Source organism: Aliiruegeria haliotis, assembly GCF_003003255.1.
In the GTDB taxonomy this organism is placed as follows: Bacteria; Pseudomonadota; Alphaproteobacteria; order Rhodobacterales; family Rhodobacteraceae; genus Tropicimonas; species Tropicimonas haliotis.
Genome location: NZ_PVTD01000001.1, coordinates 892,677 through 918,181, shown reverse-complemented (window position 1 = coordinate 918,181; position 25,505 = coordinate 892,677). Strand labels below are relative to the sequence as shown.

Annotated in this window: 21 protein-coding genes and 1 tRNA gene; 8 read left to right on the top strand and 14 right to left on the bottom strand. The window is 64.0% G+C overall.

The features are described from left to right. Positions 1 to 168: 168 nt before the first annotated feature. Positions 169 to 245, bottom strand: a tRNA-Pro gene (locus CLV78_RS04165). Between the two features lie 118 nt (positions 246 to 363). Between CLV78_RS04165 and CLV78_RS04160 the strand changes: the two genes are divergently transcribed. Then, positions 364 to 861 (top strand): lytic transglycosylase domain-containing protein, encoded by a 498-nt coding sequence (locus tag CLV78_RS04160; protein ID WP_106203473.1) that lies wholly within the window; start codon positions 364 to 366, stop codon positions 859 to 861. A gap of 3 nt (positions 862 to 864) precedes the next feature. On the opposite strand, the gene CLV78_RS04155 is transcribed toward CLV78_RS04160, so the two are convergent. The 3 genes from CLV78_RS04155 to CLV78_RS04145 all read right to left on the bottom strand — a co-directional run bounded on the left by CLV78_RS04155 (position 865) and on the right by CLV78_RS04145 (position 3,060). Beyond that, positions 865 to 1,716: a DMT family transporter gene (locus CLV78_RS04155; RefSeq protein WP_106203472.1), complete on the bottom strand. Its 852-nt coding sequence runs from the start codon at positions 1,714 to 1,716 to the stop codon at positions 865 to 867. 139 nt (positions 1,717 to 1,855) lie between these two features. After that, positions 1,856 to 2,461, bottom strand: a complete 606-nt coding sequence (locus CLV78_RS04150) for a biotin transporter BioY (protein WP_106203471.1) — start codon at positions 2,459 to 2,461, stop codon at positions 1,856 to 1,858. Between the two features lie 71 nt (positions 2,462 to 2,532). After that, on the bottom strand, positions 2,533 to 3,060 hold the full coding sequence (locus CLV78_RS04145; RefSeq protein ID WP_245924825.1) for a DUF6314 family protein: 528 nt from the start codon (positions 3,058 to 3,060) through the stop codon (positions 2,533 to 2,535). On the opposite strand from CLV78_RS04145, the gene purB reads away from it, so the two are divergent. The 4 genes from purB to CLV78_RS04130 all read left to right on the top strand — a co-directional run bounded on the left by purB (position 3,059) and on the right by CLV78_RS04130 (position 7,299). Next, positions 3,059 to 4,366 (top strand): adenylosuccinate lyase, encoded by a 1,308-nt coding sequence (purB, locus tag CLV78_RS04140; protein ID WP_106203470.1) that lies wholly within the window; start codon positions 3,059 to 3,061, stop codon positions 4,364 to 4,366. The two genes, CLV78_RS04145 and purB, sit on opposite strands and share 2 nt — an antisense overlap. A gap of 233 nt (positions 4,367 to 4,599) precedes the next feature. Next, the gene (locus CLV78_RS23770; RefSeq protein WP_158263414.1) at positions 4,600 to 4,773 is read left to right on the top strand and encodes a hypothetical protein; all 174 of its coding nucleotides are present in this window, start codon (positions 4,600 to 4,602) and stop codon (positions 4,771 to 4,773) included. Positions 4,774 to 4,877: 104 nt separating this feature from the next. After that, a complete protein-coding gene (locus CLV78_RS04135; protein WP_245924824.1) occupies positions 4,878 to 5,984 on the top strand; it encodes a flagellar motor switch protein FliG in 1,107 nt (368 codons plus the stop codon). 349 nt (positions 5,985 to 6,333) lie between these two features. Continuing rightward, the gene (locus CLV78_RS04130; RefSeq protein WP_106203468.1) at positions 6,334 to 7,299 is read left to right on the top strand and encodes a lysophospholipid acyltransferase family protein; all 966 of its coding nucleotides are present in this window, start codon (positions 6,334 to 6,336) and stop codon (positions 7,297 to 7,299) included. 4 nt (positions 7,300 to 7,303) lie between these two features. Here the strand turns inward: CLV78_RS04130 and CLV78_RS04125 are convergent, their stop codons facing one another. Continuing rightward, complete coding sequence (locus tag CLV78_RS04125) at positions 7,304 to 8,017, bottom strand: DUF1223 domain-containing protein (RefSeq protein WP_106203467.1); 714 nt, start codon at positions 8,015 to 8,017, stop codon at positions 7,304 to 7,306. Between the two features lie 126 nt (positions 8,018 to 8,143). After that, entirely contained in the window at positions 8,144 to 8,623 is a 480-nt protein-coding gene (locus CLV78_RS04120; RefSeq protein WP_158263413.1) for a LuxR C-terminal-related transcriptional regulator, read from the bottom strand. A gap of 293 nt (positions 8,624 to 8,916) precedes the next feature. On the opposite strand from CLV78_RS04120, the gene acnA reads away from it, so the two are divergent. Both acnA and CLV78_RS04110 read left to right on the top strand, forming a co-directional pair. Further along, on the top strand, positions 8,917 to 11,670 hold the full coding sequence (gene acnA / locus CLV78_RS04115) for an aconitate hydratase AcnA (RefSeq protein WP_106203465.1): 2,754 nt from the start codon (positions 8,917 to 8,919) through the stop codon (positions 11,668 to 11,670). A gap of 132 nt (positions 11,671 to 11,802) precedes the next feature. After that, positions 11,803 to 12,363: an NYN domain-containing protein gene (locus tag CLV78_RS04110; protein WP_106203464.1), complete on the top strand. Its 561-nt coding sequence runs from the start codon at positions 11,803 to 11,805 to the stop codon at positions 12,361 to 12,363. A gap of 45 nt (positions 12,364 to 12,408) precedes the next feature. On the opposite strand, the gene CLV78_RS04105 is transcribed toward CLV78_RS04110, so the two are convergent. Together CLV78_RS04105 and CLV78_RS04100 are read right to left on the bottom strand one after the other, a co-directional pair. Continuing rightward, positions 12,409 to 13,176, bottom strand: a complete 768-nt coding sequence (locus tag CLV78_RS04105) for a hypothetical protein (protein WP_146136629.1) — start codon at positions 13,174 to 13,176, stop codon at positions 12,409 to 12,411. A 37-nt stretch (positions 13,177 to 13,213) separates the two neighbouring features. Further along, the gene (locus CLV78_RS04100; RefSeq protein ID WP_106203761.1) at positions 13,214 to 14,086 is read right to left on the bottom strand and encodes an NAD(P)-dependent oxidoreductase; all 873 of its coding nucleotides are present in this window, start codon (positions 14,084 to 14,086) and stop codon (positions 13,214 to 13,216) included. Between the two features lie 140 nt (positions 14,087 to 14,226). On the opposite strand from CLV78_RS04100, the gene CLV78_RS04095 reads away from it, so the two are divergent. Next, positions 14,227 to 16,686 (top strand): penicillin acylase family protein, encoded by a 2,460-nt coding sequence (locus CLV78_RS04095; RefSeq protein ID WP_106203462.1) that lies wholly within the window; start codon positions 14,227 to 14,229, stop codon positions 16,684 to 16,686. Positions 16,687 to 17,060: 374 nt separating this feature from the next. Here the strand turns inward: CLV78_RS04095 and hflX are convergent, their stop codons facing one another. From hflX to CLV78_RS04065, 6 genes are all read right to left on the bottom strand, one after another. Then, positions 17,061 to 18,314 (bottom strand): GTPase HflX, encoded by a 1,254-nt coding sequence (gene hflX, locus CLV78_RS04090; protein WP_106203461.1) that lies wholly within the window; start codon positions 18,312 to 18,314, stop codon positions 17,061 to 17,063. 38 nt (positions 18,315 to 18,352) lie between these two features. After that, the gene (gene hfq / locus CLV78_RS04085; RefSeq protein ID WP_106203460.1) at positions 18,353 to 18,586 is read right to left on the bottom strand and encodes an RNA chaperone Hfq; all 234 of its coding nucleotides are present in this window, start codon (positions 18,584 to 18,586) and stop codon (positions 18,353 to 18,355) included. Positions 18,587 to 18,745: 159 nt separating this feature from the next. Further along, positions 18,746 to 20,263 (bottom strand): TrkH family potassium uptake protein, encoded by a 1,518-nt coding sequence (locus tag CLV78_RS04080; RefSeq protein WP_106203459.1) that lies wholly within the window; start codon positions 20,261 to 20,263, stop codon positions 18,746 to 18,748. A gap of 3 nt (positions 20,264 to 20,266) precedes the next feature. Next, the gene (trkA, locus tag CLV78_RS04075; protein ID WP_106203458.1) at positions 20,267 to 21,643 is read right to left on the bottom strand and encodes a Trk system potassium transporter TrkA; all 1,377 of its coding nucleotides are present in this window, start codon (positions 21,641 to 21,643) and stop codon (positions 20,267 to 20,269) included. 96 nt (positions 21,644 to 21,739) lie between these two features. Next, complete coding sequence (gene ntrX / locus CLV78_RS04070) at positions 21,740 to 23,152, bottom strand: nitrogen assimilation response regulator NtrX (RefSeq protein WP_106203457.1); 1,413 nt, start codon at positions 23,150 to 23,152, stop codon at positions 21,740 to 21,742. Positions 23,153 to 23,173: 21 nt separating this feature from the next. Further along, the gene (locus CLV78_RS04065; protein WP_106203456.1) at positions 23,174 to 25,420 is read right to left on the bottom strand and encodes a sensor histidine kinase NtrY-like; all 2,247 of its coding nucleotides are present in this window, start codon (positions 25,418 to 25,420) and stop codon (positions 23,174 to 23,176) included. Positions 25,421 to 25,505 lie beyond the last annotated feature (85 nt).

Sequence of the window (25,505 nt, the reverse complement as noted above, 5' to 3'; positions counted from 1 at the left end):
TGGCGATTGACATGCCCGCGCTGGCAGCGTTCCGGCAGGGTCCTGCCGCCGAACCCGCTTCAGGATCGGACGCGCCGAATCGAACCACCCGGCAGGTGCGGCAAAACCTCGCCTGCACTCGTGGCAGGGCAGCGGCCGCTCCTGCCGTGCATTGCTGTGTTTCCGAAGTGGTCGGGACGGCAAGATTCGAACTTGCGACCTACGGTACCCAAAACCGTCGCGCTACCAGGCTGCGCTACGCCCCGATCCGGTACCGCTATATGACGGGCCTTGCTGAGAACCTCAAGGGAGGATTTTCCAATCCTGGCTGTTGAGCGTTCGCGGGTCGGCAAGTAGGACTTGTGGAGCAATCAGGAAGGTTCGATGTTCGCAATCCGCTCCATATTGATCGCCGCCTGCGTCTTCATGCTCGCCGCCTGCTCCGGAGGCCGGGATGCAGGCACGTCCGGTGCACAGGCCAGCCGCTTCCTGACCGAAGACGAGTTGCCCCTATATCCCAACGAAACGCCGGAGCTTCGCCTGCTGATCAACCGCTACGCGTCGCTCTACGATGTCCCGGTGGAACTGGTGCATCGCGTGGTCATCCGCGAAAGCACGCATCGCCCGGGCGCCCGCAACGGGCCGTATTACGGGCTCATGCAGATCCTGCCGCAAACCGCGCGCACGATGGGGCACCGGGGACCTCCGGGCGAATTGCTGGATGCCGAAACCAACCTGAAATATGCGGTGAAGTACCTGCGCGGCGCGTGGTTGCTATCGGACGGCAGCCATGACAAGGCCGTCTACTGGTATTCGCGCGGTTACTACTACGAAGCCAAACGGCGCGGGATGCTGGTGGAAACGGGATTGCGACCTGGGTAGCGGTCAGCGCTGCTCGGCCGCACGCTGCGGTGTGATCCCCGCCCAGATACCCCCGAGCACAAGCCCTGCAGCGAGGACCATTTGCAGGCTGATAGCCTCTCCCAGGAAGACAAGCCCCATGGCAGCGGCGATCACCGGGACAGACAGCTGTGCCAACGCGGCCGTGCTGCTCCCCAACCGGGGCAGAATGGCGTACCAGAGCGCATATCCCAGCCCCGATGCCAGCGCGCCCGATGCACAGGCCAGCGCGATCCCGGCCGGCTGGACCTTTTGGCCGGTGCCCGTCAGCAGCCAGGCAAGCGCCACAAATGGCAACGCGTAGACAAAGTTCCAGAAGGTTGCGGGAAGGGGGTGCGCGACACGCCGTCCGACAAATGAATAAAGCCCCCAGCCGAGGGCCGCAGCGGCCATGAGCACGGCTCCCGCGATCGGCAGCCGCCCCCCTTCTCCCGGCCAGAGCAAAAGCGCCAGCCCGCACATCGAGACCCCCATGCCCAGCCAGCGTCTGCGTGGAATGCTCTCTCCTGCGGCAAGTCCGGCGAGGAACATGGTCACCTGCACGCCACCGAAGAGGATCAACGCCCCAAGGCCCGTGTCCAGCGAGGTGTACGCGAAGGAGAACCCCAACAGGTAGAGGGTCAGTCCGCTCACGGCGATCAGGTTCGGCCGTGCCAGCGTTCGTGGCCGCGACGGGCCGCAGAACAACAGAACCGCCAGCATGGCGCACCCCGATGCGACGCGGATGGCTGCGAAGCCGACGGGATCGGCCAGGTCCATCGCCAGCGCGGCCCGGTTCAGCATCGAGTTCGCCGCAAAGGCGGTCATGACTAGGGCGGTCAGCAGAAACAGGCGCATGGCGGCAGGCTCGCAGGGCTCAGGGCACTTGCCCCGGTGCAGGGTGCAACCGGGCGATGGTTGCCCGATGGTTCTGTCGGCGCAACGAAAAAGAGCGCCGCCCGAGGGCCGCGCTCTTCACGGTTGATTTGGCGTGTGATCAGCCGCGGGCCTTGCCCACCAGCTTCCAGACACTCGGCAGCAGCAGGGCAGCCAGCGCCAGCTTCAGAAGGTCGCCGACGACGAAGGGTGTGAGACCCCATGCAAGGATCGGCTGGTCCCAGCCATAGAGCTGGCCAAGCCACAGCAGGCCGGGGATGTAGATCAGTGCGTTGCCGACCAGCATGACGACGGCCATTTTCGGTGCGGAACGGTCCCAGCCAAGGCGTGCGAACCAGCCCAGGGCAGCGACGGCCATCACGTAGCCGACGAGGTAACCGCCCGTGCCACCCATCATGTAGGTAAGGCCGTTCGATTCAGCCGAAGAGCCCGCGAAGATGTCGAAGCCCAGGGCACCGATGCCCATGTAGGCGATGATGGTCGCAAGGCCGAGACGCGGGCCGTAGGCGGCGCCAATGGTCAGCACGGCAAATGTGCCGAGGTTCACCGGAACCGGCGAGCCGGGAACCGGGAACTTGATCTGCGCCGCGACGGTCAGGAGCGCGATGCCCAGAACCACCAGAACGGCCTGCTTGATGCGCAGGGCGCTGCCCTCGCTGGGGCCGAAGCCTTCTACGAGTACCTTGTCGAAAGTTGCCTGGGCCATGTCCCCGGTCTCCTCATCGGTTTTGATCGTGTCGCCCCCTGAAATGCAGCAATCGCCCGCACGACGCAAGGTCACGAGCGGGAATAGCGGCTATACATCACGTATTCCTTGCGCGGCCCGTTGACGCTCCACCGGCTGGACCAGACCGGCCATGCACTGAAGTCATAGGAAACCCGGTAATCGTCGGGATCACACCAGTGATGGGCCTTCGGCGCGGCTTCCCCGAACGTAAAGCTGTGAAAATAGCGGCCATCTTCGAACAGGACCTCCACCCGGCCGCCCTGCCTCACGCGCCACAGGTAACGTCGCGTCGCCGTCAGGTTCTGCCCGCCGGGCAAAACCAACCGACCGGTCTCGAAATAGTCCAGACCGCCGTCCCGGGCGGCAAACTCGGCGGTTCCGGTCAACCGCTGGCGCTGCCCTGTGCGGGCGTCCGCGATGTCTCGGTCCAGGATCCATGTCCCCGAAAGGTCTGCGAGTTCGAGCCTGTCGATCTGCGTCATCTGCTCTGCGACCTTCCCTTGCTTGCCGCCTTCGTTGCCCTTGGGTATGAAGCGCGCGATTTCCGGTGACAACACCAACGCAAAAGGCGCCCGCATGATCCCTCGCTATTCCCGCCCCGAAATGGTTGCAATCTGGTCGCCCGAGACCAAGTTCCGCATCTGGTACGAGATCGAGGCCCATGCCTGCGACGCCCAGGCCGGGCTGGGGGTGATCCCGAAGGAGAACGCCGAAGCCGTCTGGAAGGCGAAGGACGTGGAGTTCGACGTGGCCCGGATTGACGAGATCGAGGCCATCACCAAGCATGACGTCATTGCCTTCCTGACCCACCTGGCCGAGATCATCGGCAACGACGAGGCCCGTTTTGTGCATCAGGGGATGACCTCGTCCGACGTGCTGGACACCTGTTTCAACGTCCAGCTTACCCGCGCCGCCGACATCCTGATCGCCGATGTGGAAAAGCTGCTGGCTGCCCTGAAGCGCCGCGCCTACGAGCACAAGGACACCGTGCGCATCGGCCGGTCCCACGGCATCCACGCCGAACCCACGACCATGGGGCTGACGTTTGCGCGTTTCTACGCAGAGATGGACCGCAACCTCTCCCGCCTGCGCGACGCACGTGCCGAGATCGCGACCGGTGCCATCTCCGGCGCCGTTGGCACTTTCGCCAATATCGATCCCGCGGTGGAGGAGCATGTCTGCGCGCAGATGGGCCTTGTGCCCGAGCCGATCTCCACCCAGGTGATCCCGCGCGACCGCCACGCTGCCTTTTTTGCGACGCTCGGCGTTGTTGCATCCTCGATCGAGAACATCGCGACCGAGATCCGTCACATGCAGCGGACGGAGGTCCTGGAAGCCGAGGAGTTCTTTTCAAAGGGCCAGAAGGGCTCCTCCGCGATGCCGCACAAGCGCAACCCGGTGCTGACGGAAAACCTCACGGGGCTCGCCCGCCTCGTTCGCATGGCGGTTGTGCCGGCGATGGAGAATGTGGCGCTCTGGCACGAGCGCGATATCTCCCACTCCTCGGTGGAGCGAAACATCGGTCCGGATGCAACAATCACGCTCGATTTCGCGCTGGCACGCCTGACCACGGTGATCGACAAACTGGTCGTCTACCCCGAGAACATGCTCGCCAACATGAACAAGTTCCGTGGTCTGGTGATGTCCCAGCGGGTCCTGCTGGCGCTGACGCAGGCAGGCGTGAGCCGGGAGGACAGCTACCGGCTGGTGCAGCGCAACGCGATGAAGGTCTGGGAAGAAGGCAAGGATTTCAAGGAAGAACTGCTTGGGGATGCCGACGTTCTGGCCGTGCTATCCGCAGAGGAGATCGAAGAAAAGTTCGATCTCGGCTATCACACCAAGAACGTCGACACGATCTTCGCCCGCGTCTTCGGCGAGGAGTGACCAACAGGACGATGGGGGCGTCGCGTTTCGCGACGATCCCCATCCCGTCCTGCGGGAGTGCGAAAGGCGCATCCCGCTGGCGCCCCGGCCCCGACCGCGCCACCCGATTTTGCACCACGTCAATCCGCATGGACCACCGACGCCTTCCTGCCGCGCCGGGTGCCGGAACATTGTTTTTTGGGCCGGCGCCAATTCGTGCTACCTTTGTTACACGCACGAACAGGGAGATCCTCATGACCACGACGTTCAAGACTGCCCTGGCCGCAGTCTGCCTCGCCGCCCTGCCCTCGCTCGCCATTGCCGAAGGTTGCGGCTGGCGTCACATAGACGAGACGGCAAGCCAGTGCCCTGACGGGCATGCCTACGATGCCCAGTCGGGCAGCTGCGTGAAGCTGACCACAAGCTGACAGGTCGGGAACACGAAACCACCGGGGCGCGGTTTCCTCTCGGGGTAACCGCGTCTTAAGACGGGACTTCTAGGGTCGCGGTCGCAGACCATTCGGAGTTCTTCGTGGACACCCCTATCGCTCCCATTCCCATGGCCGGGTTGCCCGGCCTTGCGCCCTTGCCGGCGCTGAACGGGCCCGGTTCAATTCCCTCTCCGCCACCAACCGCCAGAATGTCGTTGTCGCGACGGCAGAAGGCTGCAGTGATCGTGCAGCTTCTGGTCCACGAGGGGGTGAAGGTCCCGCTCGACAACCTGCCCGACGACCTGCAGGAACTCCTGACAACCGAAATCGGCGCAATGCGCACGGTCGACCGGGATACGCTCGGGGCTGTTGTCGCCGAGTTCGCGGAAGAAATGGATTCCATCGGTCTGACCTTTCCCGGCGGCATCGAAGGGGCACTCGGCGCGCTCGACACCTGCCTGAGCCCCGCGACTGCGGCACGTCTTCGCCGGGAGGCGGGCGTTGCGGCGCGCGGCGATCCATGGAAACGGCTGGCCGGGCTTGAGGCGCCTCGCCTCGTGCGGGTGCTGGAGGAGGAGAGCACCGAGGTGGGGGCGGTTTTGCTATCGAAGTTGTCCGTGTCGCTCGCTGCCGAGTTGCTCGGCCAGCTTCCCGGTCCGCGTGCGCGGGAGCTGTCCTACGCGATCTCCCGAACCGGGCGGGTCGAGCCCGAAACCGTGCGCCGAATCGGCCTGTCTCTGGCGGCACAACTTGATGCCGAGCCGGTTTCGGCCTTCGAGGAGGGGCCGGTGCAACGGGTCGGTGCGATCCTTAATTCCAGCCGCGCGGCAACCCGCGATGACGTGCTTGAGGGCCTCGACGAGGCCGATGCCGAATTCGCCGCCGAAGTCCGTCGCGCAATCTTCACCTTTGCGAATGTGCCCGCGCGCATCACGCCGCGTGACATTCCACGCATTGCCCGCGGGATCGATCAAAGCGTGCTCGTGATGGCCCTCGCCTATGCCGGTCAGGACGCCACAACTAAGGACGCGCGGGACTATGTGCTGAACAACATGTCCAAGCGGATGGCCGACAGTCTGCGCGAGGAAATCGAAGAGGTCGGCGCGGTCAAGGAAAGCGATGGCGAGGACGCAATGGCCGCCGTTGTGGGAGAGATCCGACGGCTGGTGGAGGCCGGGGAACTTCTGCTGGTTGCGGAGGACGAATGATCGAAAGGTCGCCGGTACCACAGCCCGGGGGCATGACATTTTCAGCAGTGCGACACCGCACGGCTCGCCAGCCGCCGGCACGGTGTGTAGCCGGTGGCAACGAGCCAGAGGCTTGGACGGGACAGCGGCGCAGCGGGACAAGGCGCCACGTCAATAGTCGGCCACTCCCTTCCTTTTTTTGCGCCAGCCCCCGGTTGCCCCCAACTGCAACAGCACTTGGTTGACCGGAACTTCCATCCGGAATGCGCCCTGCCCGGGCGTATCCGAGAGTTGCCGCGATGATCCAGGGCCGCGCCCGGCTTGTGATCGGACGCCGCTGGCCCTATGTCTCCCCCACAAGCGAGGGGCCATGGCGACAAGCATTCAGAAAGAGCCGGGAACCGGCGGCAGCACCGGCGACTGGCTCCAGGACCGTTCCCTGCGGGCGATGATCTGGTCGGCCCGCCGCCTGCCCTACAGCGCCCGGATCCCTGCATTTGGCGCTCTGGCACGCTCCGCAATTGCGCCCCTGGCGGGCCACTATCGGCGGATCGAGGAAAACCTCGACTACATCTTCCCCGACATGGCGGACGCGGATCGCAAGGACATTGCCCGCCAGTCGGCAGACAACACCGGTCGGGTCCTGATCGAGAACTATTCCAGCGATGAACTTGCCGCCCGATCCGCGCGGATCGAACCGGCGGGCGACGGGCTCGCGGATCTCGAAGCGGCGCGTAAAAAGGGCCGAACCGTCATCCTGCTGTCCGGCCACTATGGGAACTACGAGGCGGCGCGGGGTTGCCTGATTGCCCGCGGCTATACCGTCGGCGGGATCTATCGCCCGATGAAGAACCCCTACTTCAACGCCCACTACATCGAGACGCTTCAGATCCCCGGTGGCGGGCCGGTGTTTCCGACCGGGCGCAGCGGCACCAAGGGATTCGTGGACTACCTGCGGGGCGGCGGCATCGCGATGCTGCTGAACGATATCTATATTGGCAAGGGCGAGGACCTGCCCTTCCTCGGGAAGCCGGCGATGACCAGCCTTTCGGCGGCAGAGATGGCCTTGAAATTCGACGCCGCCCTGGTGCCCGTCTTTGCGACCCGCGCGAACAACGGGCTGGATTTCACGGTCGAGGTTGACGCCGAGATCCCGCACAGCGACCCCCGGACCATGACACTTGCATACAACGCGGCGCTGGAAACCAGGGTTCGGGAGAATCCCGGGCAATGGTTCTGGACGCATCGTCGTTGGAAACGCAAATGGAACAAGGGCGCAGGCGCAGCGCCGGACCTTCACCCGGCCGCGCAATCCACCCGACAGAAATCCCGCTAGCGGTTCAGTCTACTCGGGCCGCACCGAGGATCCGGCCGTGGCCTGCGGCCTGCAGGATCACCGCGGCGGCCTCCGGCCCCGGAACCGGCACCTCCGCCACAAGATCTGCTTCGCCCGACCATTCGCCGACCACATCCCAGGCGGTGACGATGTTGGAATAGGAGATCGTCTTGCCCTGGTTCTCACCGCGATCGATCCGAACCGTCTTTTCGGGCATGAAGCGGACGAGTTGGAGCACGGCGGTGCCACCGGGCAAGGTGACGGCAGGCACCACCACCTGTAGCCGGTCGCCGTCACGTTCGGCCGAAACCCGGGCGATGGGTCCGGACGCTGCGTGTTTCATGATGGCATCGGCGAGTTCCATCGGGCGGGTGCCGACGATCTGCTCATCGCCGGACACGATCATCTGCGGCGTGTATATCGTCCGGCTGCCGGCCACATGGGCATAGGCCTTCTGCCGCTTGGTATGTTCCGGGCGGGCGAAACTGTCCGCCCAGCCGATGTAGTCCCAGTAGTCGACATGTAGCGCCAATGGCAGCACATCATCGCGCGCGGCCATGCGCGTCAGCAACTCGTCGGCCGGCGGGCAGGACGAGCATCCCTGTGACGTGAAGAGCTCGACCACCACCAGGTTGCGGGGCTCTGCCACCGCCGTGGCGACTGCACCGAGGAGCGCCGCGCCCGCGAACAAGCCGGCCAGTAAGGTGTTGCGCTTCATGACTCATCTTTCGTTTGCCCGTGCCCATCACTCTTAGCGGCTGTGCATTGCAACAACCAATCAAGACTCTGTGGGCATGCGTGAGAAGTGTCTTCCCGTGGCAAAGGGGTCAATCCGGGGCGGGGGTCAGTCCGGGTGATAGATCGTCCGGTACGGATCGGGCACCCCGGGCACACCATACTTGTCGTTCCAGTCCTTCGGGATGCCACCACTGGCGCGTTCGTATTCAGCCGCGGGAATGATCCGCATCACGGGCAGCATGAGGTCACGGACAGCCGCGCGAGACTCGACCTCCAGCTTGCGGATCACAGATCCGACCCATTCCTGCACCCGCTCTTCGGAGACGTCGAGGCACACGGAGATTTCGCGGTTGATGCGACCGTCGAGCACCATCTGCAACGCCACATGCTCTGCGGGCGACATCGCGTGGAGTGCCGCGACCAGCCCGGGCGGGACCCCTGCCGCGATCGAGCCGAGCGCGTTGTAGAGGCCCATCATCCGGTCGATCTTCTCTTCTATCCGTTTCATGTGCGCCGCCTGCGCATCGAGCCGCGCCAGTACCGCGCCCAAGTCGGCGGTGTCTTTCGGATGTGGATTGTCTGACATCTGCTCCTCCGGGTGTCGTCCGTGCCGCGCGACCTGCCTACGGTTTCGGCGCAGGCGTCGCGGCTTCCTCTTGCCCGTGTTTTCCGACAGCATCGCGCCACACGCAATGGTCCAGGTCAAAGTGACCGCGCATTCGCACGATTTCCGCGTTTCGGCCGGAGCCACCTGTCCCGCGCCCGGGTCCGCCTGCTGAGCCGGCGGCGAAACGCGGAGGGCGGATCGACCTTGATCGGAGTGCGCCACTCGTGTCACTCCAGTCACAGCAAACCCCGGACCTGAAGGGAGGCCACGCCATGGCGATCAACGTCGGCACTGACACCGCGAATACCCGCAAGGAGCTTGTCGTCGGTGACAAGACCTACGCCTACTACTCGATTCCGGCAGCGCAGGAGGCCGGCCTCGGAGATTTCTCAAGACTGCCCGCCGCGCTGAAGGTGGTGCTGGAAAACATGCTCCGATTCGAGGATGCCGGCTTCACGATCTCAGTCGATGACATCAAGGCCTTCGCAGAATGGGGCGCGAAAGGCGGTCGAAACCCGCGCGAGATTGCCTATCGTCCGGCCCGGGTGCTGATGCAGGACTTCACCGGCGTTCCGGCGGTCGTCGATCTTGCGGCCATGCGGGACGGGATCGTCGGGCTCGGCGGCGATGCGCAGCAGATCAATCCGCTGAACCCCGTCGACCTCGTCATCGATCACTCGGTGATGATCGACGAGTTCGGCAACCCGCGTGCGTTCCAGATGAATGTCGACCGCGAGTACGAACGCAACATGGAACGCTACACGTTCCTCAAGTGGGGGCAGAACGCGTTCAACAACTTCCGCGTGGTGCCGCCCGGAACGGGCATCTGCCACCAGGTCAATGTCGAATACCTCGCGCAAACCGTCTGGACCGACACCGATCAGAACGGCCAGAACGTCGCCTATCCCGACACGCTGGTGGGCACCGACAGCCATACGACGATGGTGAACGGCCTTGCGGTGCTTGGCTGGGGCGTGGGCGGTATCGAGGCCGAAGCGGCCATGCTGGGGCAGCCGATCTCCATGCTGATCCCCGAGGTGGTGGGCTTCAAGCTGACCGGCGAGATGGTCGAGGGGACCACGGGCACCGATCTTGTCCTGAAGGTGGTCGAGATGCTCCGCGCCAAGGGGGTCGTCGGCAAGTTCGTCGAGTTCTATGGCTCTGGGCTCGACCGGCTGCCGCTGGCCGACCGCGCCACCATCGCCAACATGGCACCCGAATACGGTGCCACATGCGGCTTCTTCCCTGTGGACGGCGAGACCCTTCGATACCTGCGCAACACCGGCCGCGACGAGGACCGTATCGCGCTGGTCGAGGCCTATGCCCGGGAGAACGGTTTCTGGCGCGATGGGGACTATGACCCGATCTACACCGATACGCTGGAACTCGACATGGGCACGATCGTTCCCGCGATTTCCGGTCCCAAGCGCCCGCAGGACTACACGTCGCTGGACCAGGCCGCGACGGCGTTTCTGGACGTGGTCAATGAATACCGCGGGATCGACACGACCGACGCGGCGGAGGACATGGCAGCCGAAGGCCCCGCCCCGATCGAACCCAGCGACCCGCGAAAGTCGGCGCCCGTCGAGGGCGAAGCGTACACGTTGCGGGATGGCTCTGTCGTGATCGCGTCGATCACCTCCTGTACCAATACGTCCAACCCCTACGTGATGATCGGCGCCGGTCTCGTGGCCCGCAAGGCGCGCGCCCTCGGCCTGACCCGCAAGCCTTGGGTGAAGACCTCGCTGGCGCCGGGGTCGCAGGTCGTGTCGGCCTATCTGGAGGCCGCGGGTCTGCAGGAGGATCTCGACGCGATCGGGTTCAACCTTGTCGGCTATGGCTGCACCACCTGCATCGGCAACTCGGGACCGCTGCAACCGGAAATCTCGAAGGCGATTGCCGATGGCGATCTGGTGGCGACTTCCGTTCTTTCAGGCAATCGGAACTTCGAGGGCCGGATCAGCCCTGACGTGCGTGCCAACTACCTGGCCTCGCCGCCGCTGGTCGTGGCCTACGCGCTGGCCGGTGACATGAACATCGACATCACGACCGAACCACTTGGGCAGGACAAGGACGGCAAGGACGTGTTCCTCCGGGACATCTGGCCCAGCAATGCCGAGATCGCGGAACTGGTCAAACAGACCGTGACCCGCGAGGCATTCCAGTCGAAATACGCCGATGTTTTCAAGGGCGACGACAAGTGGCAGGCGGTGGAGGTCACCGATGCGGAGACCTACGACTGGCCCGCGAACTCGACCTACATCCAGAACCCGCCCTATTTCCGGGACATGGGGATGGAGACGAAGGCCATCGAGGACATCGAAGGTGCCCGGGTCCTTGCCTTGCTGGGGGACATGATCACCACCGACCACATCTCGCCCGCGGGGTCCTTCAAGCAGGACACGCCAGCGGGCAAATACCTCGTCGACCGGCAGGTGGCGCCGCGGGAGTTCAATTCCTACGGCTCGCGTCGTGGCAACCACGAGATCATGATGCGCGGCACTTTCGCCAACATCCGCATCAAGAACGAGATGCTGGACGGGGTCGAGGGCGGTTACACCCTCGGGCCGGATGGCGCGCAGACCTCGATCTTCGAGGCCTCCATGGCCTATCAGGAGGCCGGCATCCAGCTGGTGGTCTTCGGTGGCGAGCAATATGGCGCCGGATCCTCCCGCGACTGGGCGGCCAAGGGGACCAACCTGCTCGGCGTCAAGGCGGTGATCGCCGAAAGCTTCGAGCGTATCCACCGGTCCAACCTCGTCGGCATGGGCATCATTCCCTTCGAGTTCACAGACGGGGACACGCGCAAGACCCTTGGCCTGACGGGCGACGAGACAGTTTCGATCCACGGCCTCGTCGGTGTCCAACCCCTGCAGGAGGTGCCCTGCACCATCACCCGCGCAAACGGAGAGAGCGTGCAGATCATGCTGAAATGCCGGATCGATACCGCAGTGGAGATCGAGTACATCGAGAACGGCGGCGTCCTGCAATACGTGCTGCGCAACCTCGCGCGTGCGGCTGGCTGACACCGGTCAACACGCGCAAATACAGGCCCCCGGCCCGCATGGTCGGGGGCTTTCTTTCGGCGTGATGAAGGTTGCATGGTCGCCGTTCCGGAGGGTGTTGGCATCCCCACGCCACGGCGATAGCGTCGCGGCATGCGCTTGCCTGTTCTCCTGCTGGCCGCTTCCCTCGGCGGTGTTGCCTTTGCCCTCTACGATCCCGATTTTGCCAACCTGATCTTTGTTGCGGGACTGGCGGCTTTCGCCAGCTTTTACCTGCTCGTCTGGCGCTGGATGTCGCGCGAGCCGCAGCACAGCGTCATCCTCCTCGACGGATCGAACGTCATGCACTGGAACGGGGGCGAAGCCAGGCTGGAGACGGTCAGGGACGTCCTCACGCGGCTGACCGCCCTCGGCTTCACACCCGGCGTGGTTTTCGATGCGAATGCGGGCTACAAAATGGCGGGAAGATACCTAGGCGACCGGATGCTTGCCCGAGAGCTTGGCCTGCCTTTGTCACGTGTCATGGTGGTGAGCATAGGGACCCCGGCCGACCCGGTGCTGCTCGCCGCCGCCCGGGATCTCGGTGGTCGCGTGGTCAGCAACGACCGGTTTCGAGACTGGCGTCCCGACCATCCCGAACTGAGCGAACCGGACCATGTGATTCGCGGAGGATATCGCGATGGGAAGCTCTGGCTGGACGTGGACTCACCCTGACCTGAATCGGGCCGGAGCAGCACCGTCACCCGGAGCACCCGCAGGCTAGACGTCGCGCCGATAGCCGAACCGGGCGGCCAGATCCCAGTCGATCTCTCGGTCAATCAACTCCCATGCCGGGTCAGGAATGTCGTCGCGCCAACGCGCCTTTCCGTAAAAATCAGCGTAGTAGGCCGCATCCTCATCGCCCCCCTTCGTCGATTTCTCCAGGAGCGTCGGGTTTTCCTGCGGGCTGTGCAGGAACGGCGCCAGCCGGGAAAAAACGGCGCGCTGGTCCACGGCGAAGTCTTCGAACAGGATGGTCTGGTGCGCGATCCCCGCCCTGTCGAGTTGAGTCATGAAGTCACCGTAGCTCGTCAGTTTGGCATTGAAGAGCGCCGCGGGATGCATCGGGCGCCCCCCAAGGTTCTCTCGCCGAAAGGTCGGAACCTCGGTACACAGAAACGCTGTCAGGTCGGGTGCGGCCTCTCGCGCAGCCGTCACGTGGTAGGGACTGCGGTAGAGCGCGCGTAGCCAGCTTGCCGGGTGCCGGACGCAAAACACCACAAGCGCACCGTCGAGAGAGGACAGATCGTCAAAATACGTCGCGGCGTGTTTCCATGCAAAAGCAGGCGGTTGTCCGGCGAAGTTCCTGTCCGCCAGACGCTCGACAAAGTGTGTCCCCCAGCCGAACCGGTGCATCGAGTGCAGCAGCAGCCCGGATGGGTTTCGCAGGTCCCGCGCCATCGAGGGCAGCACCCGGGAGGCGGAGTTGCTCTCGATCAGCTGCCTGAGCGCATTGGTCGAGGTGTTCCGCTCCCCGAAGATTTTCACCCGACGCGGCATCCGCCCCGCCCGTGTGCGGCGCGCGTCAGCCGCTTTCCCTGAGCCGCTTGAACAGGCTGGAGGTGTCCCAACGCCCGCCACCCATCTTCTGCACATCCTTGTAGAACTGGTCGACGATCGCCGTCACCGGCAGGCTGGCGCCGGTTTCGTTGGCCGTGTCGAGGCAGATCCCAAGGTCCTTGCGCATCCAGTCGACCGCAAAACCGTGTTCGAAGTGATCGTCCAGCATGGTCTCAAAGCGGTTCACCATCTGCCAGGACCCGGCGGCCCCGCCCCCGATCACGTCAATGACTGCGCGCCCGTCGAGACCGGCCTTTTCCGCGAAGTGCAATCCTTCGGACAGCCCCTGTACCAGTCCTGCGATACAGATCTGGTTGACCATCTTCGTCAGCTGTCCGGCGCCGCTGTCGCCCAGCCTGCGACAGGCCTTGGCATAGGCGTCGATAATCGGCTCGGACCGTTGGTATGCCCCTTCGTCGCCGCCGCACATGACCACCAGTTGCCCGTTCTCGGCCCCTGCCTGGCCACCGGAAATCGGCGCATCGACGAAGCAGACCTGGCGTTCGTCGGCAGCCGCGTACATCTCCCGTGTCACCTTCGCGGAAACAGTCGTGTGGTCCACGAAGACCGACCCGGCCGGCATCGTCTGGAAAGCGCCGTTTTCACCGGTGCAGACGCTCCGAAGGTCGTCGTCATTGCCGACGCAGGACATGACGAAATCCTTGCCCTCTGCCGCCGCCGCCGGGGTGGGTGCACTCTGGCCGCCAAACTCGGCAACCCAGGCCTCCGCCTTCGCTGCGGTCCGGTTGTAGACAGTGACCTCGTGTCCGGCCTTGGCGAGATACCCGGCCATCGGATATCCCATTACGCCGAGCCCAAGAAATGCGACTTTTGCCATGTGTTTGCCCTCGTCCCGTTTGCTGGATCCGGGCACATCGTTCATGTGACCGGAAAAACCGGTTCCCCCGGTTATGGATGCACTTTAGGTTCCACCCAGACCTACCCGGATGCGGAGACGGGTCAACAGGAAGAGGCAGGATGGAACGCGTTTTTCGCTGGACGCTCAGACTTTTTACCGGCACCGCCCTGCTGATCGCGGGCGGGCTGGCGCTGATCTATTTCTTCGCCAGCCGGTCGATCCCGGACTACGACGCCAAGTGGACGGTCGACGGGATCACGGCGCCGGTGGAGATCGTGCGCGACAACGCCAATGTCCCGCATGTCTTTGGCGAAACGGATGCCGATGTCTTCTATGGTCTCGGGTTCGCGCACGCGCAGGATCGGCTGTGGCAGATGACGCTGTTGCGCCGGACGGCGCAAGGCAGGCTGTCAGAGCTGTTCGGCGCGCGCACCGTGAAGACCGACGAGTTCCTGCGGCGGCTGGATCTGTACCGCGCGGCGAACGCCTCCTTCGAGGTGCAGGACGACGATGCCAAGGCGGCGCTGCGCGCCTATGCGGCCGGGGTGAACGCCTGGATTGCCAAGGTCAACTCCGAGGCCCTCGGGCGCGGCGCGCCGGAGTTCTTTCTGTTCCGCCCGGAAATCGCCTTCTGGCAACCGGCGGATTCCATTGTCATCGCCAAGATCATGGCGTTGGATCTCGCGGGGCAGATGCAGGACGAGATCCTGCGTGCGCAGGCTTCGCTCCTGCTCTCGCCGGAGCGCCTTGTGGACCTGATGCCGGATGTTCCCGACGCGGAAGCCGCCGCACAGGACTTTGGCGCGCTTTTTCCCGGCCTGCCGCGCAAACCCGCGGCGCCGGGATGGCAGGGCGCGCCACTTTTGCCGGTGAAACCGGTCGGTATGGGGGGCGCGTCCAATGCCTGGGCCGCGGCGCCCTCCCGATCCGCAGCAAACGCACCCCTGTTGGCCAACGATCCGCACCTCGGTCTGACGGCCCCGACGATCTGGTATCTTGCCCGCCTCGAACTGGAAACCGGCGGCGTGATCGGGGCCACGATCCCGGGAATGCCGGTGGTGCTCGCCGGTCGTTCCGCGAAGCTGGGCTGGGGGATCACCTATGCCTATGTCGACGATCAGGATCTTTTCATCGAGGAACTCAACCCCGCCAATTCGGAGGAATACCGGACACCGTACGGCTGGGCCCCTTTCCGGACTGAGCGATCGATCATCTCGATCGCCGATGCCGATCCGCTGACCATCACCATGCGCTGGACGGAAAACGGCCCTGTCCTTCCCGGCAGCCATTTCGACCTCGACAGGATCACCCCGCCGGGCCATGTCGCGGCGCTGGCATGGACCGCGCTGAGCCCGCATGACACCAGCCTCACCGCCGCAATCCGGCTGATGCGCTCCGGCTCGATCGATGACGCCATAGATGCCACAGAAGGTTTCATCGCCCCGGCGCTGAACCTTGTGCTGGCCGATGCCGATGGGGTGGCAATGCAGGTCATCGGTGCGCAACCCGCCCGCGACCCCGGTCATGTCAGCCAGGGCCGGCTACCGTCGCTTGGCTGGCACATCCGGAACCGCTGGAACGGGCGCCTCGACTACGAGAAGAACCCTCGCGTGCTGTCACCCGAGGGTGGTCTGGTCGGAAACACCAACAACCGGACCTCGACCAAGCCTTTTCCGGAGCATGTCAGCTTTGTCTGGGGCGACACGCAGCGGATCCAGCGGCTCGACAAACTGATGGCCGAACGGGAGGTCCACACGCGGGAGAGCTTCATCGCCGCGCAGCTCGATACGGTGTCTGTCACCGCGCGCAGCCTTTTGCCGCTTATCGCGCGGGATCTCTGGTACACCGGCGAAGCCGCTCCCGATGGCACGCCCGAACGCCAGAGGCAGCGGGCGTTGGACCTGCTGGCGAACTGGAACGGCGAGATGAACGAACACCTCCCCGAACCGCTCATCTACGCCGCCTGGTTGCGGCAGCTTCAGCACAAGCTCATCGAGGACGACCTAGGCCCCTTGTCGCAGGCCTATACCCATGCCGATCCGATTTTCATCGAGCGGGTGTACCGCAACATCGACGGCGCTGCGGCGTGGTGCAACATCAAGCAATCGGCGATGGAGGAAACCTGCGCCGACATTGCGCGGATCGCGCTGGACGAGGCGCTGCTCTGGATCGGCGAAACCTATGGCACGGCGCTTGAAAGCCTCCGCTGGGGAGATGCCCACGAGGCGGTGCACAAGCATCAGGTTCTGGGAGATGTCCCGGGGCTGAAGTGGATCGTGAACATTCGCCAGTCGACTTCCGGGGGCGACAACACGCTTCAGCGGGGCAAGACGAGCGGCACCGGTCCCAATCCCTTCCTCAACACGCATTCTGCCGGCTACCGTGGCGTCTATGATTTCGCCGACCCCGACGCTTCCGTCTTCGTGACGGCAACCGGCCAATCCGGCCACCCCCTCAGCCGGCACTACGATGACCTTGGCGAGTTGTGGCGGCAGGGCGAGTATATCCCGATGACGCTCAACCCCGAACTGGCCCGGGCCGGTGCGGTTGGCATCACGCGTTTGATGCCGCAGCCCTAACGGACACAGGGGCGGCTCGGGCCGTCGCGTTCGGATAAGATCCCATGGTTGATTGAGACTGCGCGCCCTTTGCGAAGACGGTGCCCGGACAGGCTTTGAACCACTATCCGTCCAGTTTCGGGGCGAAGATGTTGCCCTCACCAACGGGATCGGCTCCGACGGCGCGATATCCTTATCCCGAACAGGATCGCCAGCCCTCAGGTCAAGGCAGAACCGAACCGCGATGCCCCGCAACGGGGATCGATCCGGTCATTTGGCCCAAGATGTTGCGAACTCCGGACGACAATCGGGGTGTTGTGTCTGCAAGCAGCAGAAACCGACTGGACCCGGGCCGCGTCCACGGGCGGATCACTTCTCGACGTGCACGCGGCTGCCTAGAGTTCAGCGTAGCGCCGGGCCTGTTTCGCCGTCCAGCGGACGTCCAACTCCCAGCCAAGCTCACCTTGGCGTTCGGCCTCCACGATTTTCTGCTCATGAAGCCAGGCGCGTTTCCGCCCCTCTGCGAAAGCCAGCTGCAGAGTCGCGTCGGTCCGCGCCCCGTCGAGGGCGGCCGTCACCGCTTCGACCAGCGTATCCATCCCGGCACCGGTCCAGGCAGAGAGCGTCAGCACCTCCTCCCGCCGGTCGGCAACGTTCTGCAAAGACTCCCGGTCGGCCTCCGGCACCAGGTCCATCTTGTTCCAGATTTCGAGCCGCGGGATGTCCTCGTCGACACCAAGATCTTTCAAGATGCTCTCCACGTCCGCTGCCTGTGCCGCGGTTTCCACGTGGCTGATATCCCTGACATGCAGGACAAGATCGGCGGAAAGGACCTCTTCAAGCGTGGCGCGGAATGCGGCGACAAGCTGGGTCGGCAGGTTGGAAATGAAGCCCACTGTGTCCGACAGGATGACCTTCTGACCGGTGGTCAGCGTCACCCCGCGCATGGTCGGGTCCAGCGTCGCGAAGAGCATGTCCTTCGCCATCACATCGGCCCCCGTCAGCCGGTTGAACAGCGTCGATTTCCCGGCATTGGTGTAGCCAACAAGCGCGACAACCGGGAACGGCACCTTGGCCCGTGCCGCACGGTGCAGGGTCCGGGTCTTCACTACCTTTTCGAGCTGCCGCCGGATCCTCGTGATCGCATCGTCGATGGCGCGACGGTCGGCCTCGATCTGGGTTTCCCCGGGGCCGCCGACGAATCCGAGCCCGCCGCGTTGCCGCTCAAGGTGGGTCCAGGCACGCACCAGCCGTGTCCGTTGGTAGCTCAGGGCGGCAAGTTCGACCTGTAGCACGCCTTCCCGAGTTGCGGCCCGGTCGGCGAAGATCTCCAGGATCAGCCCGGTCCGGTCCAGGAGCTTGACGCCCCATTCCTTTTCGAGATTGCGCTGCTGTACCGGCGTCACCGGTCCGTCGATCAGGACGAGACCGACATCCAGCGCCTCGATTCGCGCTTTCAGCTCTTCGAGCTTGCCCGATCCAAAAAGCGTTCCCGGTTGCGCCTGCCGTACAGGCACGACCTCGGCTCCCGCCACTTCGAGCCCCGGCAAGGCAACGGCAAGCGACACAGCTTCATCGAGACCGGACTGCGCGGGGCGCCGGTCTGGATCGGTCTGAATGTCGGGGTGCAGGACGAGGGCTCGTTCCATCGGGCCCGAGGCCCCCTCCTCCCCGGAGTGATGCTGGCTCAGTCTTCGTTCTCGTAGAGGCTGATGGGTTGTGCCGGCATGATTGTCGAAATCGCGTGCTTGTACACAAGCTGCGACGCTCCGTCGCGGCGCAGGAGCACACAGAAATTGTCGAACCAGGTGATCACGCCCTGCAATTTCACGCCGTTAATTAAAAAGATTGTCACCGGAACCTTGGTCTTGCGAACGTGGTTCAGGAATACATCCTGCAAGTTCTGCTTATCTGCAGCCATTATTCTTGCCTTGTTTTGTTATACTTGGCGTAATGCCAGTCTCGTTTTCCGGGCGGCAAACCACCCGTCAGACCTCACTATGGTATGTGTTGCTGACAGATTCCAGCCCGAACCGACACTCCCACCGCGGCGATTTGCGCCCGCAGCAACACCGCCCGGTCAATTGCGCCAGAATTGCGGGTTGAACAGCGCCAGAAGCGCCAGAGTTTCGAGCCGCCCCAACGCCATGGCCATCGCGAGGATGATCTTTCCCGGATCGTTCAACGCGGCGTAGGTGACCGGATGATCCAGCACCACGCCCGCCGCCGGTCCGGTGGTGGAAAGCGCGGCGACACTCATCACCATCGACTCGTCGAATTCCGTACCGGTCGTGGCCAGCAGCATCGCCACCACGGCGAGCGTCAGCGCAAACAGCATGAAGAAGATCCAGGCGACGTAGGCGCCTTGTGTGCGGATGCGACGGGCGACCTTGCCCGACCCTCCGACGGACGACGGGTAGATCAGCCGCTCCATTTCCCGTTCGGAATGCTTGTAGAGCGCGTAGACCCGCAGCAGTTTCACCCCGCCCGCGGTTGTCGCGACACCGCCGCCGATCAGCCCCAGCGCAAGCAGGACGATCCCCGGTGTCTGAAGTCCGGACCAGGCCGAGGACACGTCCCATTCCGCGCTGACGAACCCCGCTGTCGACAGGAAGGACAACACCGAAAAGGCCGCCCCCCACAAGGCCCGCGTGGCGGAGGGCAGCTCGCCCACCGTATCGACCTCGTAGGCGCCGACCCAGTGGCGCAGGAACAGGAAGCTCGGTACCAGAATCAGCAGGCCGAGGCCGATCCGCGCCTCCGGATCCTCGAACAGGCTGCGCGCGCCGTAGGGGGTGAAATCGCCGGAGAATGTCACGCGTGAGATCGCGAAGGCGAAGAAAATGAAGATCAGAAACTCTCCGGCCAGACCGGCCTTCGCATATTCCATTCCACCAACCGGGCTGATCCCGGAGGTCGAAAGCGTCGACATGGCGTGGCAGACCGCGACCAATGGTGTTTCACCCAGCATCACGAGACCCAGCCAGAGTGCGGCGGTCAGCCCCGTGTATATTGGCAGGAGTTGCACCGAGTATCGCAACAGGCGATCACGCGGGTCGCCCATTCCGATCCTGCCACGGCGGCCGCCGCGTGTGGCGGATCCCATGCGCATGGGCGAAACCACCTCGAAACCGCCGAGGTTCATCGGCGCCAGTATGGCGATTGCCGCAACCCAGATCAGAAACCCTCCGAGCCACCCCACTAGGGCTCGCCACAGATGCACGGCCGGGGGCAGGCGATCGGCAGGGAACAGCGTCGCGCCGGTCGTGGTGATGGAGGACACCATCTCGAACCAGGCATTCAGGTAGGTTGTCGATCGCACGGCCTGCTCAAACGGCACCGCGAGGATCAGCGGAAGCAGTGTGTAGGCCGCAACCAACGCGGCAAGGTGGCTGCGCGCAAGACTGCGTGGCTGGTAGTTCAGCACCGCAATGGCGAGGATCGCGGTCACGAAGGTGCACAGCACCCCGGACAGGCCGAAGGTATGGGCCAGCCGGAAATCCCCGGTCCACATCGCATATCCCGCCGGCACGAACATCGCCAGCGACCCGATACCGGTCAGGATCACGATCAGGGGCAGATCGAGGAGCCTGCGCATGGTTCAGAAGAAATCCACCGTGACCTGCAGGAGACGTTCCACCTCCGGCACATCGTCGGCCAGTGCGAAGATCATCACGATATCGCCTTCGAGGATCCGGGTGTCACCGACGGGCTTGATGATGTCCTCGTCCCGCTTGATGGCCCCCATCAGGGCGCCTTCGGGGAAGTCGATTTCCCGGATCGCCTTGCCGGAGATCGGCGAGGTCGAGAGCACCTGTGCCTCGATCACCTCCGCCTCGGCATCGCCGATGGAATAGACCCCGCGTACACGGCCATGCCGAATATGCCGCAGGATCGAACTCACCGTCGTGGCGCGCGGATTGATGTAGGCGTCGATATCCAGCGGCTCCATCAACGTCACCAGTGTCGGGTCGTTGACCAGCGCGATGGTCATCTTGCAGCCCGCCGTCTTGGCCCGCACCGCCGCGAGCAGATTGACCTTGTCATCGTCGGTCACACAGATCACCGCGTCGGCGCGGTCGATGCTGGCCTCCGCCAGCGTTGCGCTGTCCATGCCATCGCCATGCAGCACGATTGTCCGTTCCAGCGCGTCGGCGGCGCGTTCGGCCGCAGCCCGATCCCGCTCGATCATGCGGGCGCGGATCCGCGTCTCCGAGCGTTCCAGCGACTTGGCCACGGAGAGCCCCACATTGCCTGCACCGATAATGACCACCCGCTCTGCCTTCTGGGTCAGCTTCCCGAAAATATCGAGGGTTCGGTCCACGTCCTCATGCAGCGCAGCAAGGTAGACCTGGTCGCCGGAAAACAGCTGGTCCCGCGGCTCCGGAGCAAACAGGGTGCCATCCCGGCGCACGCCGACAACGACCGCACGCAGCGTCGAGAACAGGTCCGTCAACTGGCGCAGCGGGGTGTTCAGCACCGGGCAATCATCGTCCAGCGCAATCCCCAGCAGCTGCACCCGATCATCGAGGAAGCTCTCGGTGTCGAAGGTCGCCGGCGCCGCAATCCGTTGCAGGGCGGCCTCTGCCACCTCCCGCTCCGGGCTTATCACTACGTCGATCGGCATGTGATCGCGCTTGTAGAGGTCGCGGTAGATTGCCTCCAGGTAGCTTTGAGCCCGCAGGCGCGCGATCTTCCGCGTAACGCCAAAGACCGAATGGGCCACCTGACAGGTGACCATGTTGACCTCGTCCGAGTGGGTTGCGGCGATGACCATGTCGGCATCCTCCGCCCCTGCCCTGTCGAGCACATCGGGATAGCTGGCGTGACCGACAACGCCCTGGACATCCAGTGTGTCCGTCGCCCGGCGCACCAGTTCCGGGTTGTTGTCGACCACCGTCACATCGTTCTGTTCGCTGGATAGGTGCCGGGCGATCTGCCAGCCTACCTGGCCCGCCCCGCAAATGATGACCTTCATGGTCGTGCCCCGGCTTCATCTCGGATGTGACAGCCATGGCAGAGCCCGGGCGGAGCGTCAACGCCGCCGGGCGCGCCCGTTCGGTCTGTGTTGCGCTTATTCGGCGGCCTGCGCCGCATCCTCTATGTGGGCGACACGGCTGCCCGCCTTGGAAGATGTGACGACGCCCAGCGACTTCAGCTTCCGGTGCAGGGCCGACCGTTCCATGCCAACAAAGGTCGCGGTGCGGCTGATATTGCCACCGAAACGGTTGATCTGTGTCAGCAGGTATTCGCGCTCGAACAATTCCCGCGCTTCGCGCAGCGGCAGGGTCGCAAGGGCGCCGGACAGCACCACACGCCCGTCTTCCGTCTCGCCCCGTTCCACGCCTTCAAGCTCCCGAGGCAGGATTGGGTCGGAATTTTCCCCAAGGATCAGAACGCGTTCTATGACGTTCTTCAATTGCCGAACATTGCCCGGCAGGTGCATGGTCTGCAACAGCGCAACCGCGTCATCGCTCAACTCCCGCTGCGGCAAACCCTGGCTGGTATTGAACCCCTCGATGAAATGCACAGCCAGTTCGGGAATGTCCTCGCGCCGTTCCTCAAGCCCCGGCACGCGGATCGGCACAACGTTCAGGCGGTGGTAGAGTTCCTGCCGGAAGGACCCCGCCTCGATCTCCGCCTCCAGATCGCGATTGGTCGAGGAGATCACCCGGATATCCACGCGCACTTTCTCGCCACCACCGACGCGCTGGAACTGCTGGTCCACCAGCACCCGGAGGATCTTGGATTGCGTGCCCATTGGCATGTCGGCGATCTCGTCGAAATAGAGCACACCGCCATGCGCTTCCTCCAGCAACCCTGGTTCAACCCCGCGTTCGTTGGTTTCGCGTCCGAAGAGGACCTCTTCCATCCGCTCCGGTTCGATGGACGCGGAATTGACCGAGACGAACGGCGCGGTGGAGCGGTTCGAATTGGCATGGATATAGCGTGCGGCCACTTCCTTGCCGGCGCCGGCCGGACCGGTCAGCATCACCCGGCCATTGGACTTGGTCACCTTGTCGAGCTGGGATTTCAGCGCTTTGAAGGCGGCGCTGGTCCCGATCATTTCAGCGGTGGAAACGTCCTTGCGCCGCAACTCTGTGTTTTCCCGCCGCAGGCGCGACGTTTCCATGGCGCGACGGATGACCACCAGCAACTGGTCAATGTTGAACGGCTTTTCGATGAAATCGTAGGCACCCTGCTTGATCGCAGCGACTGCGATCTCAATGTTGCCATGGCCCGAAATGATCACGACCGGGATTTCCGGATGATCGCGCTTCACCGATTTCAGGATGTCGATCCCGTCCATCGCGCTGTCTTTCAGCCAGATGTCGAGGATCATCAGCGCCGGCTTCTCGTCATCGATCGCGCCCATGCATTCCTCGGAATTGGCCGCCAACCGGACAGAGAACCCCTCGTCGCGCAGGATATCGCCGACAAGTTCGCGAATGTCCCGTTCGTCATCGGTGATAAGAATGTCGCCCATGCTCTTGATCTCCCTCGTAATCTACTCGGCTGCCTGGCCGAGTCCGACTGCTGCAGGCAGCCGGATGATTGCCTGCGCACCGTGATGCGCGTTGCCTTCGAACACCGGGGCGTCGACAAGTTCCAACGTGCCCCCGTGTTCCTCGATGATTTTCTTGACGATGGGCAAACCCAGACCGGTGCCCTTCGCTCGCGTCGTGACATAGGGTTCGAACAACCGCCCGCGATCTTCGGGCAATCCGATCCCGTTGTCCGAAACCCGCACCTCGGCCTGGCTTCCCAGCCGCTCCAACGTCACGCGGATTTCCGGGACAAAGCCGCTGGGAGCCCCTTTTTCTTCAAGGCTCTCGATAGCTTCGCCGCCGTTCTTGATAATGTTCGTCAGTGCCTGGCCAATCATTGTCTCGTCCACGTGCACCGGTGTCGGGCCGTCGGGCAATTGCCAATGCAGCGCCTTGCCCAGTTGCTGTTTCTGCAAGGTCACCGCGTTCTCGACCAGCTCCGTCAGGTCAGCGTCGCGACGGTCCGGTTCCGGCATCCGCGCAAACTTCGAGAACTCGTCGACGATCCGGCGCAGGTCGTTGGTCTGGCGCACGATCACGTCGGTCATCGTGCCGAGGCTCTCGGCGTCTTCTTCGTCCAGTTTGCGCGTGAACTTCCGCTTCAACCGCTCGGCTGAGAGCTGGATTGGTGTCAGCGGGTTCTTGATTTCATGGGCGATGCGGCGGGCGACATCGCCCCACGCCGCCATCCGCTGTGCCGTGACCAGTTGCGTGACATCGTCAAACGCCACGACGTAGCCTTCCAGCTCGCCCTCCGACGACCGGCGTTCGGCCAGCCGCACCAACAACGTTTCCATCGCCCGGTCCCGGGTAATCTTGATCTCTTCCTGGGTCACGCTGCGTTCGTCCACGCGCAGGCGCGCCAGCAGCCCGGCAAACTCGGGCACGGTCTTGGCCAGTGCATCGTGGTGGTCGCCGGCATCCAGCGGCAGGTTCAGCAGGCGGATCGCGGCCGGGTTCATGAAATCGACCCGGCCCTCCGCATCCAGACCGATGACGCCCGCGGTGATCGAGGTCAGGACCGCCTCGAAGAGCCGCCTGCGGGTTTCGATCTTTGCGTTGGTTTCAAGGAGTTCGTCACGCTGAACCTTCAACTGGCGGGTCATCTGGTTGAACACCCGGCCAAGGATGGCGATCTCGTCGTCGCCGCTTTCCTCGCGAACCTGAACGCGCAGGTCGCCTTCGCCCACCTTCTCCGCCGCCGCGGCAAGCCGCCCGATCGGCCGCGACAAGCGTTCTGCGAACCACAGCCCGAGCCAGATCGCGGCAAGGATCAGGATCAGCGCAAACCCGAGGTACAGAAGGCTGAATTCAAACAGAATTCTCCCCCGCTCATCCTCAAGCTGGTTGTAGAGCAGGATGGATTCCGTCGTCTCGTCGAGAAGTGACAGGATATCGCCATCCACTTCCCGGCTCACGTAGAGGAATCGATCGAGGAAGGATGTCAGCTTGATCAGGGCGCGGAATTCATTGGTATCCCAATCCTCGATGATCACGACCTCGCCGTCGGCGGCACGCTGCATCTCCACGGGGCTCGGTTTCTCGAAGTCGAACAGATAGGACCGTTCCCCACGTGCCCGAATTTCTCCTGACCCATCAATGACATATGCCTCGCGCAGGCCCCGCTGAACCTGCTGCTGGCCCTGGGTCAGAACCTGCCGGATCTCCCCATCGGAGAGTGTGTAGCGGGCGGAGCGTGCGACATTCAGATAGCCCGCGAGCACCGCCGTGTCCTGCCGAAGGTCGCGCACGTGTTCCTGTTCATAGGCCTCCGCCGCCGACAGCGAAGCGCCAACGACGTTCCGGACCCGGTCGGAGAACCACCCCTCAAGGCCAATATTGATCGTCAGGCCGGCGAAGATCGCCACCAGCACCGTCGGGACAAGCGCGATGGCCGTGAAGACCCCGGTCAGGCGCATGTGGAGTTTGGACCCCGCCGACTGATCGCGGCGTGCGCCGATCATGGTTGCAACCCGGCCAAGGACCAGCGCCGCAACAACAAGCACGTAAACGATGTCGGCCAGCAAGATCAGCCGGAGCGAGGGCGAGTTTGCCCCCTGCTCCAGCGGGCCGAGCATCAGGAAGGTTGAAATGACGAGGATGGGGCCGAGCACCACGAGGGCAAAGCTCGCCGCCGTCTGAACCCGTCGTCTCCGACGCAGACGCGCAACGCCTTCCCAGTTCAACCGCCTTAGAGCGCCTGCCAAGGTTTGCCTCGTGATGTTCCTGCCACCCAGATCTGGTGGATCCGGGCAGCGCTACCGCCATATTCCGTGATCGTTCCCCAGGGCG

Bases quoted from the DNA above. Each gene is read 5' to 3' on its own strand.
- CLV78_RS04160 (WP_106203473.1), top strand. From the start codon at position 364: ATGTTCGCAATCCGCTCCATATTGATCGCCGCCTGCGTCTTCATGCTC.
- CLV78_RS04155 (WP_106203472.1), bottom strand. From the start codon at position 1,716: ATGCGCCTGTTTCTGCTGACCGCCCTAGTCATGACCGCCTTTGCGGCG.
- CLV78_RS04150 (WP_106203471.1), bottom strand. From the start codon at position 2,461: ATGGCCCAGGCAACTTTCGACAAGGTACTCGTAGAAGGCTTCGGCCCC.
- purB (WP_106203470.1), top strand. From the start codon at position 3,059: ATGATCCCTCGCTATTCCCGCCCCGAAATGGTTGCAATCTGGTCGCCC.
- CLV78_RS04145 (WP_245924825.1), bottom strand. From the start codon at position 3,060: ATGCGGGCGCCTTTTGCGTTGGTGTTGTCACCGGAAATCGCGCGCTTC.
- CLV78_RS23770 (WP_158263414.1), top strand. From the start codon at position 4,600: ATGACCACGACGTTCAAGACTGCCCTGGCCGCAGTCTGCCTCGCCGCC.
- CLV78_RS04130 (WP_106203468.1), top strand. From the start codon at position 6,334: ATGGCGACAAGCATTCAGAAAGAGCCGGGAACCGGCGGCAGCACCGGC.
- CLV78_RS04125 (WP_106203467.1), bottom strand. From the start codon at position 8,017: ATGAAGCGCAACACCTTACTGGCCGGCTTGTTCGCGGGCGCGGCGCTC.
- CLV78_RS04120 (WP_158263413.1), bottom strand. From the start codon at position 8,623: ATGTCAGACAATCCACATCCGAAAGACACCGCCGACTTGGGCGCGGTA.
- acnA (WP_106203465.1), top strand. From the start codon at position 8,917: ATGGCGATCAACGTCGGCACTGACACCGCGAATACCCGCAAGGAGCTT.
- CLV78_RS04110 (WP_106203464.1), top strand. From the start codon at position 11,803: ATGCGCTTGCCTGTTCTCCTGCTGGCCGCTTCCCTCGGCGGTGTTGCC.
- CLV78_RS04100 (WP_106203761.1), bottom strand. From the start codon at position 14,086: ATGGCAAAAGTCGCATTTCTTGGGCTCGGCGTAATGGGATATCCGATG.
- CLV78_RS04095 (WP_106203462.1), top strand. From the start codon at position 14,227: ATGGAACGCGTTTTTCGCTGGACGCTCAGACTTTTTACCGGCACCGCC.
- hflX (WP_106203461.1), bottom strand. From the start codon at position 18,314: ATGGAACGAGCCCTCGTCCTGCACCCCGACATTCAGACCGATCCAGAC.
- hfq (WP_106203460.1), bottom strand. From the start codon at position 18,586: ATGGCTGCAGATAAGCAGAACTTGCAGGATGTATTCCTGAACCACGTT.
- CLV78_RS04080 (WP_106203459.1), bottom strand. From the start codon at position 20,263: ATGCGCAGGCTCCTCGATCTGCCCCTGATCGTGATCCTGACCGGTATC.
- trkA (WP_106203458.1), bottom strand. From the start codon at position 21,643: ATGAAGGTCATCATTTGCGGGGCGGGCCAGGTAGGCTGGCAGATCGCC.
- ntrX (WP_106203457.1), bottom strand. From the start codon at position 23,152: ATGGGCGACATTCTTATCACCGATGACGAACGGGACATTCGCGAACTT.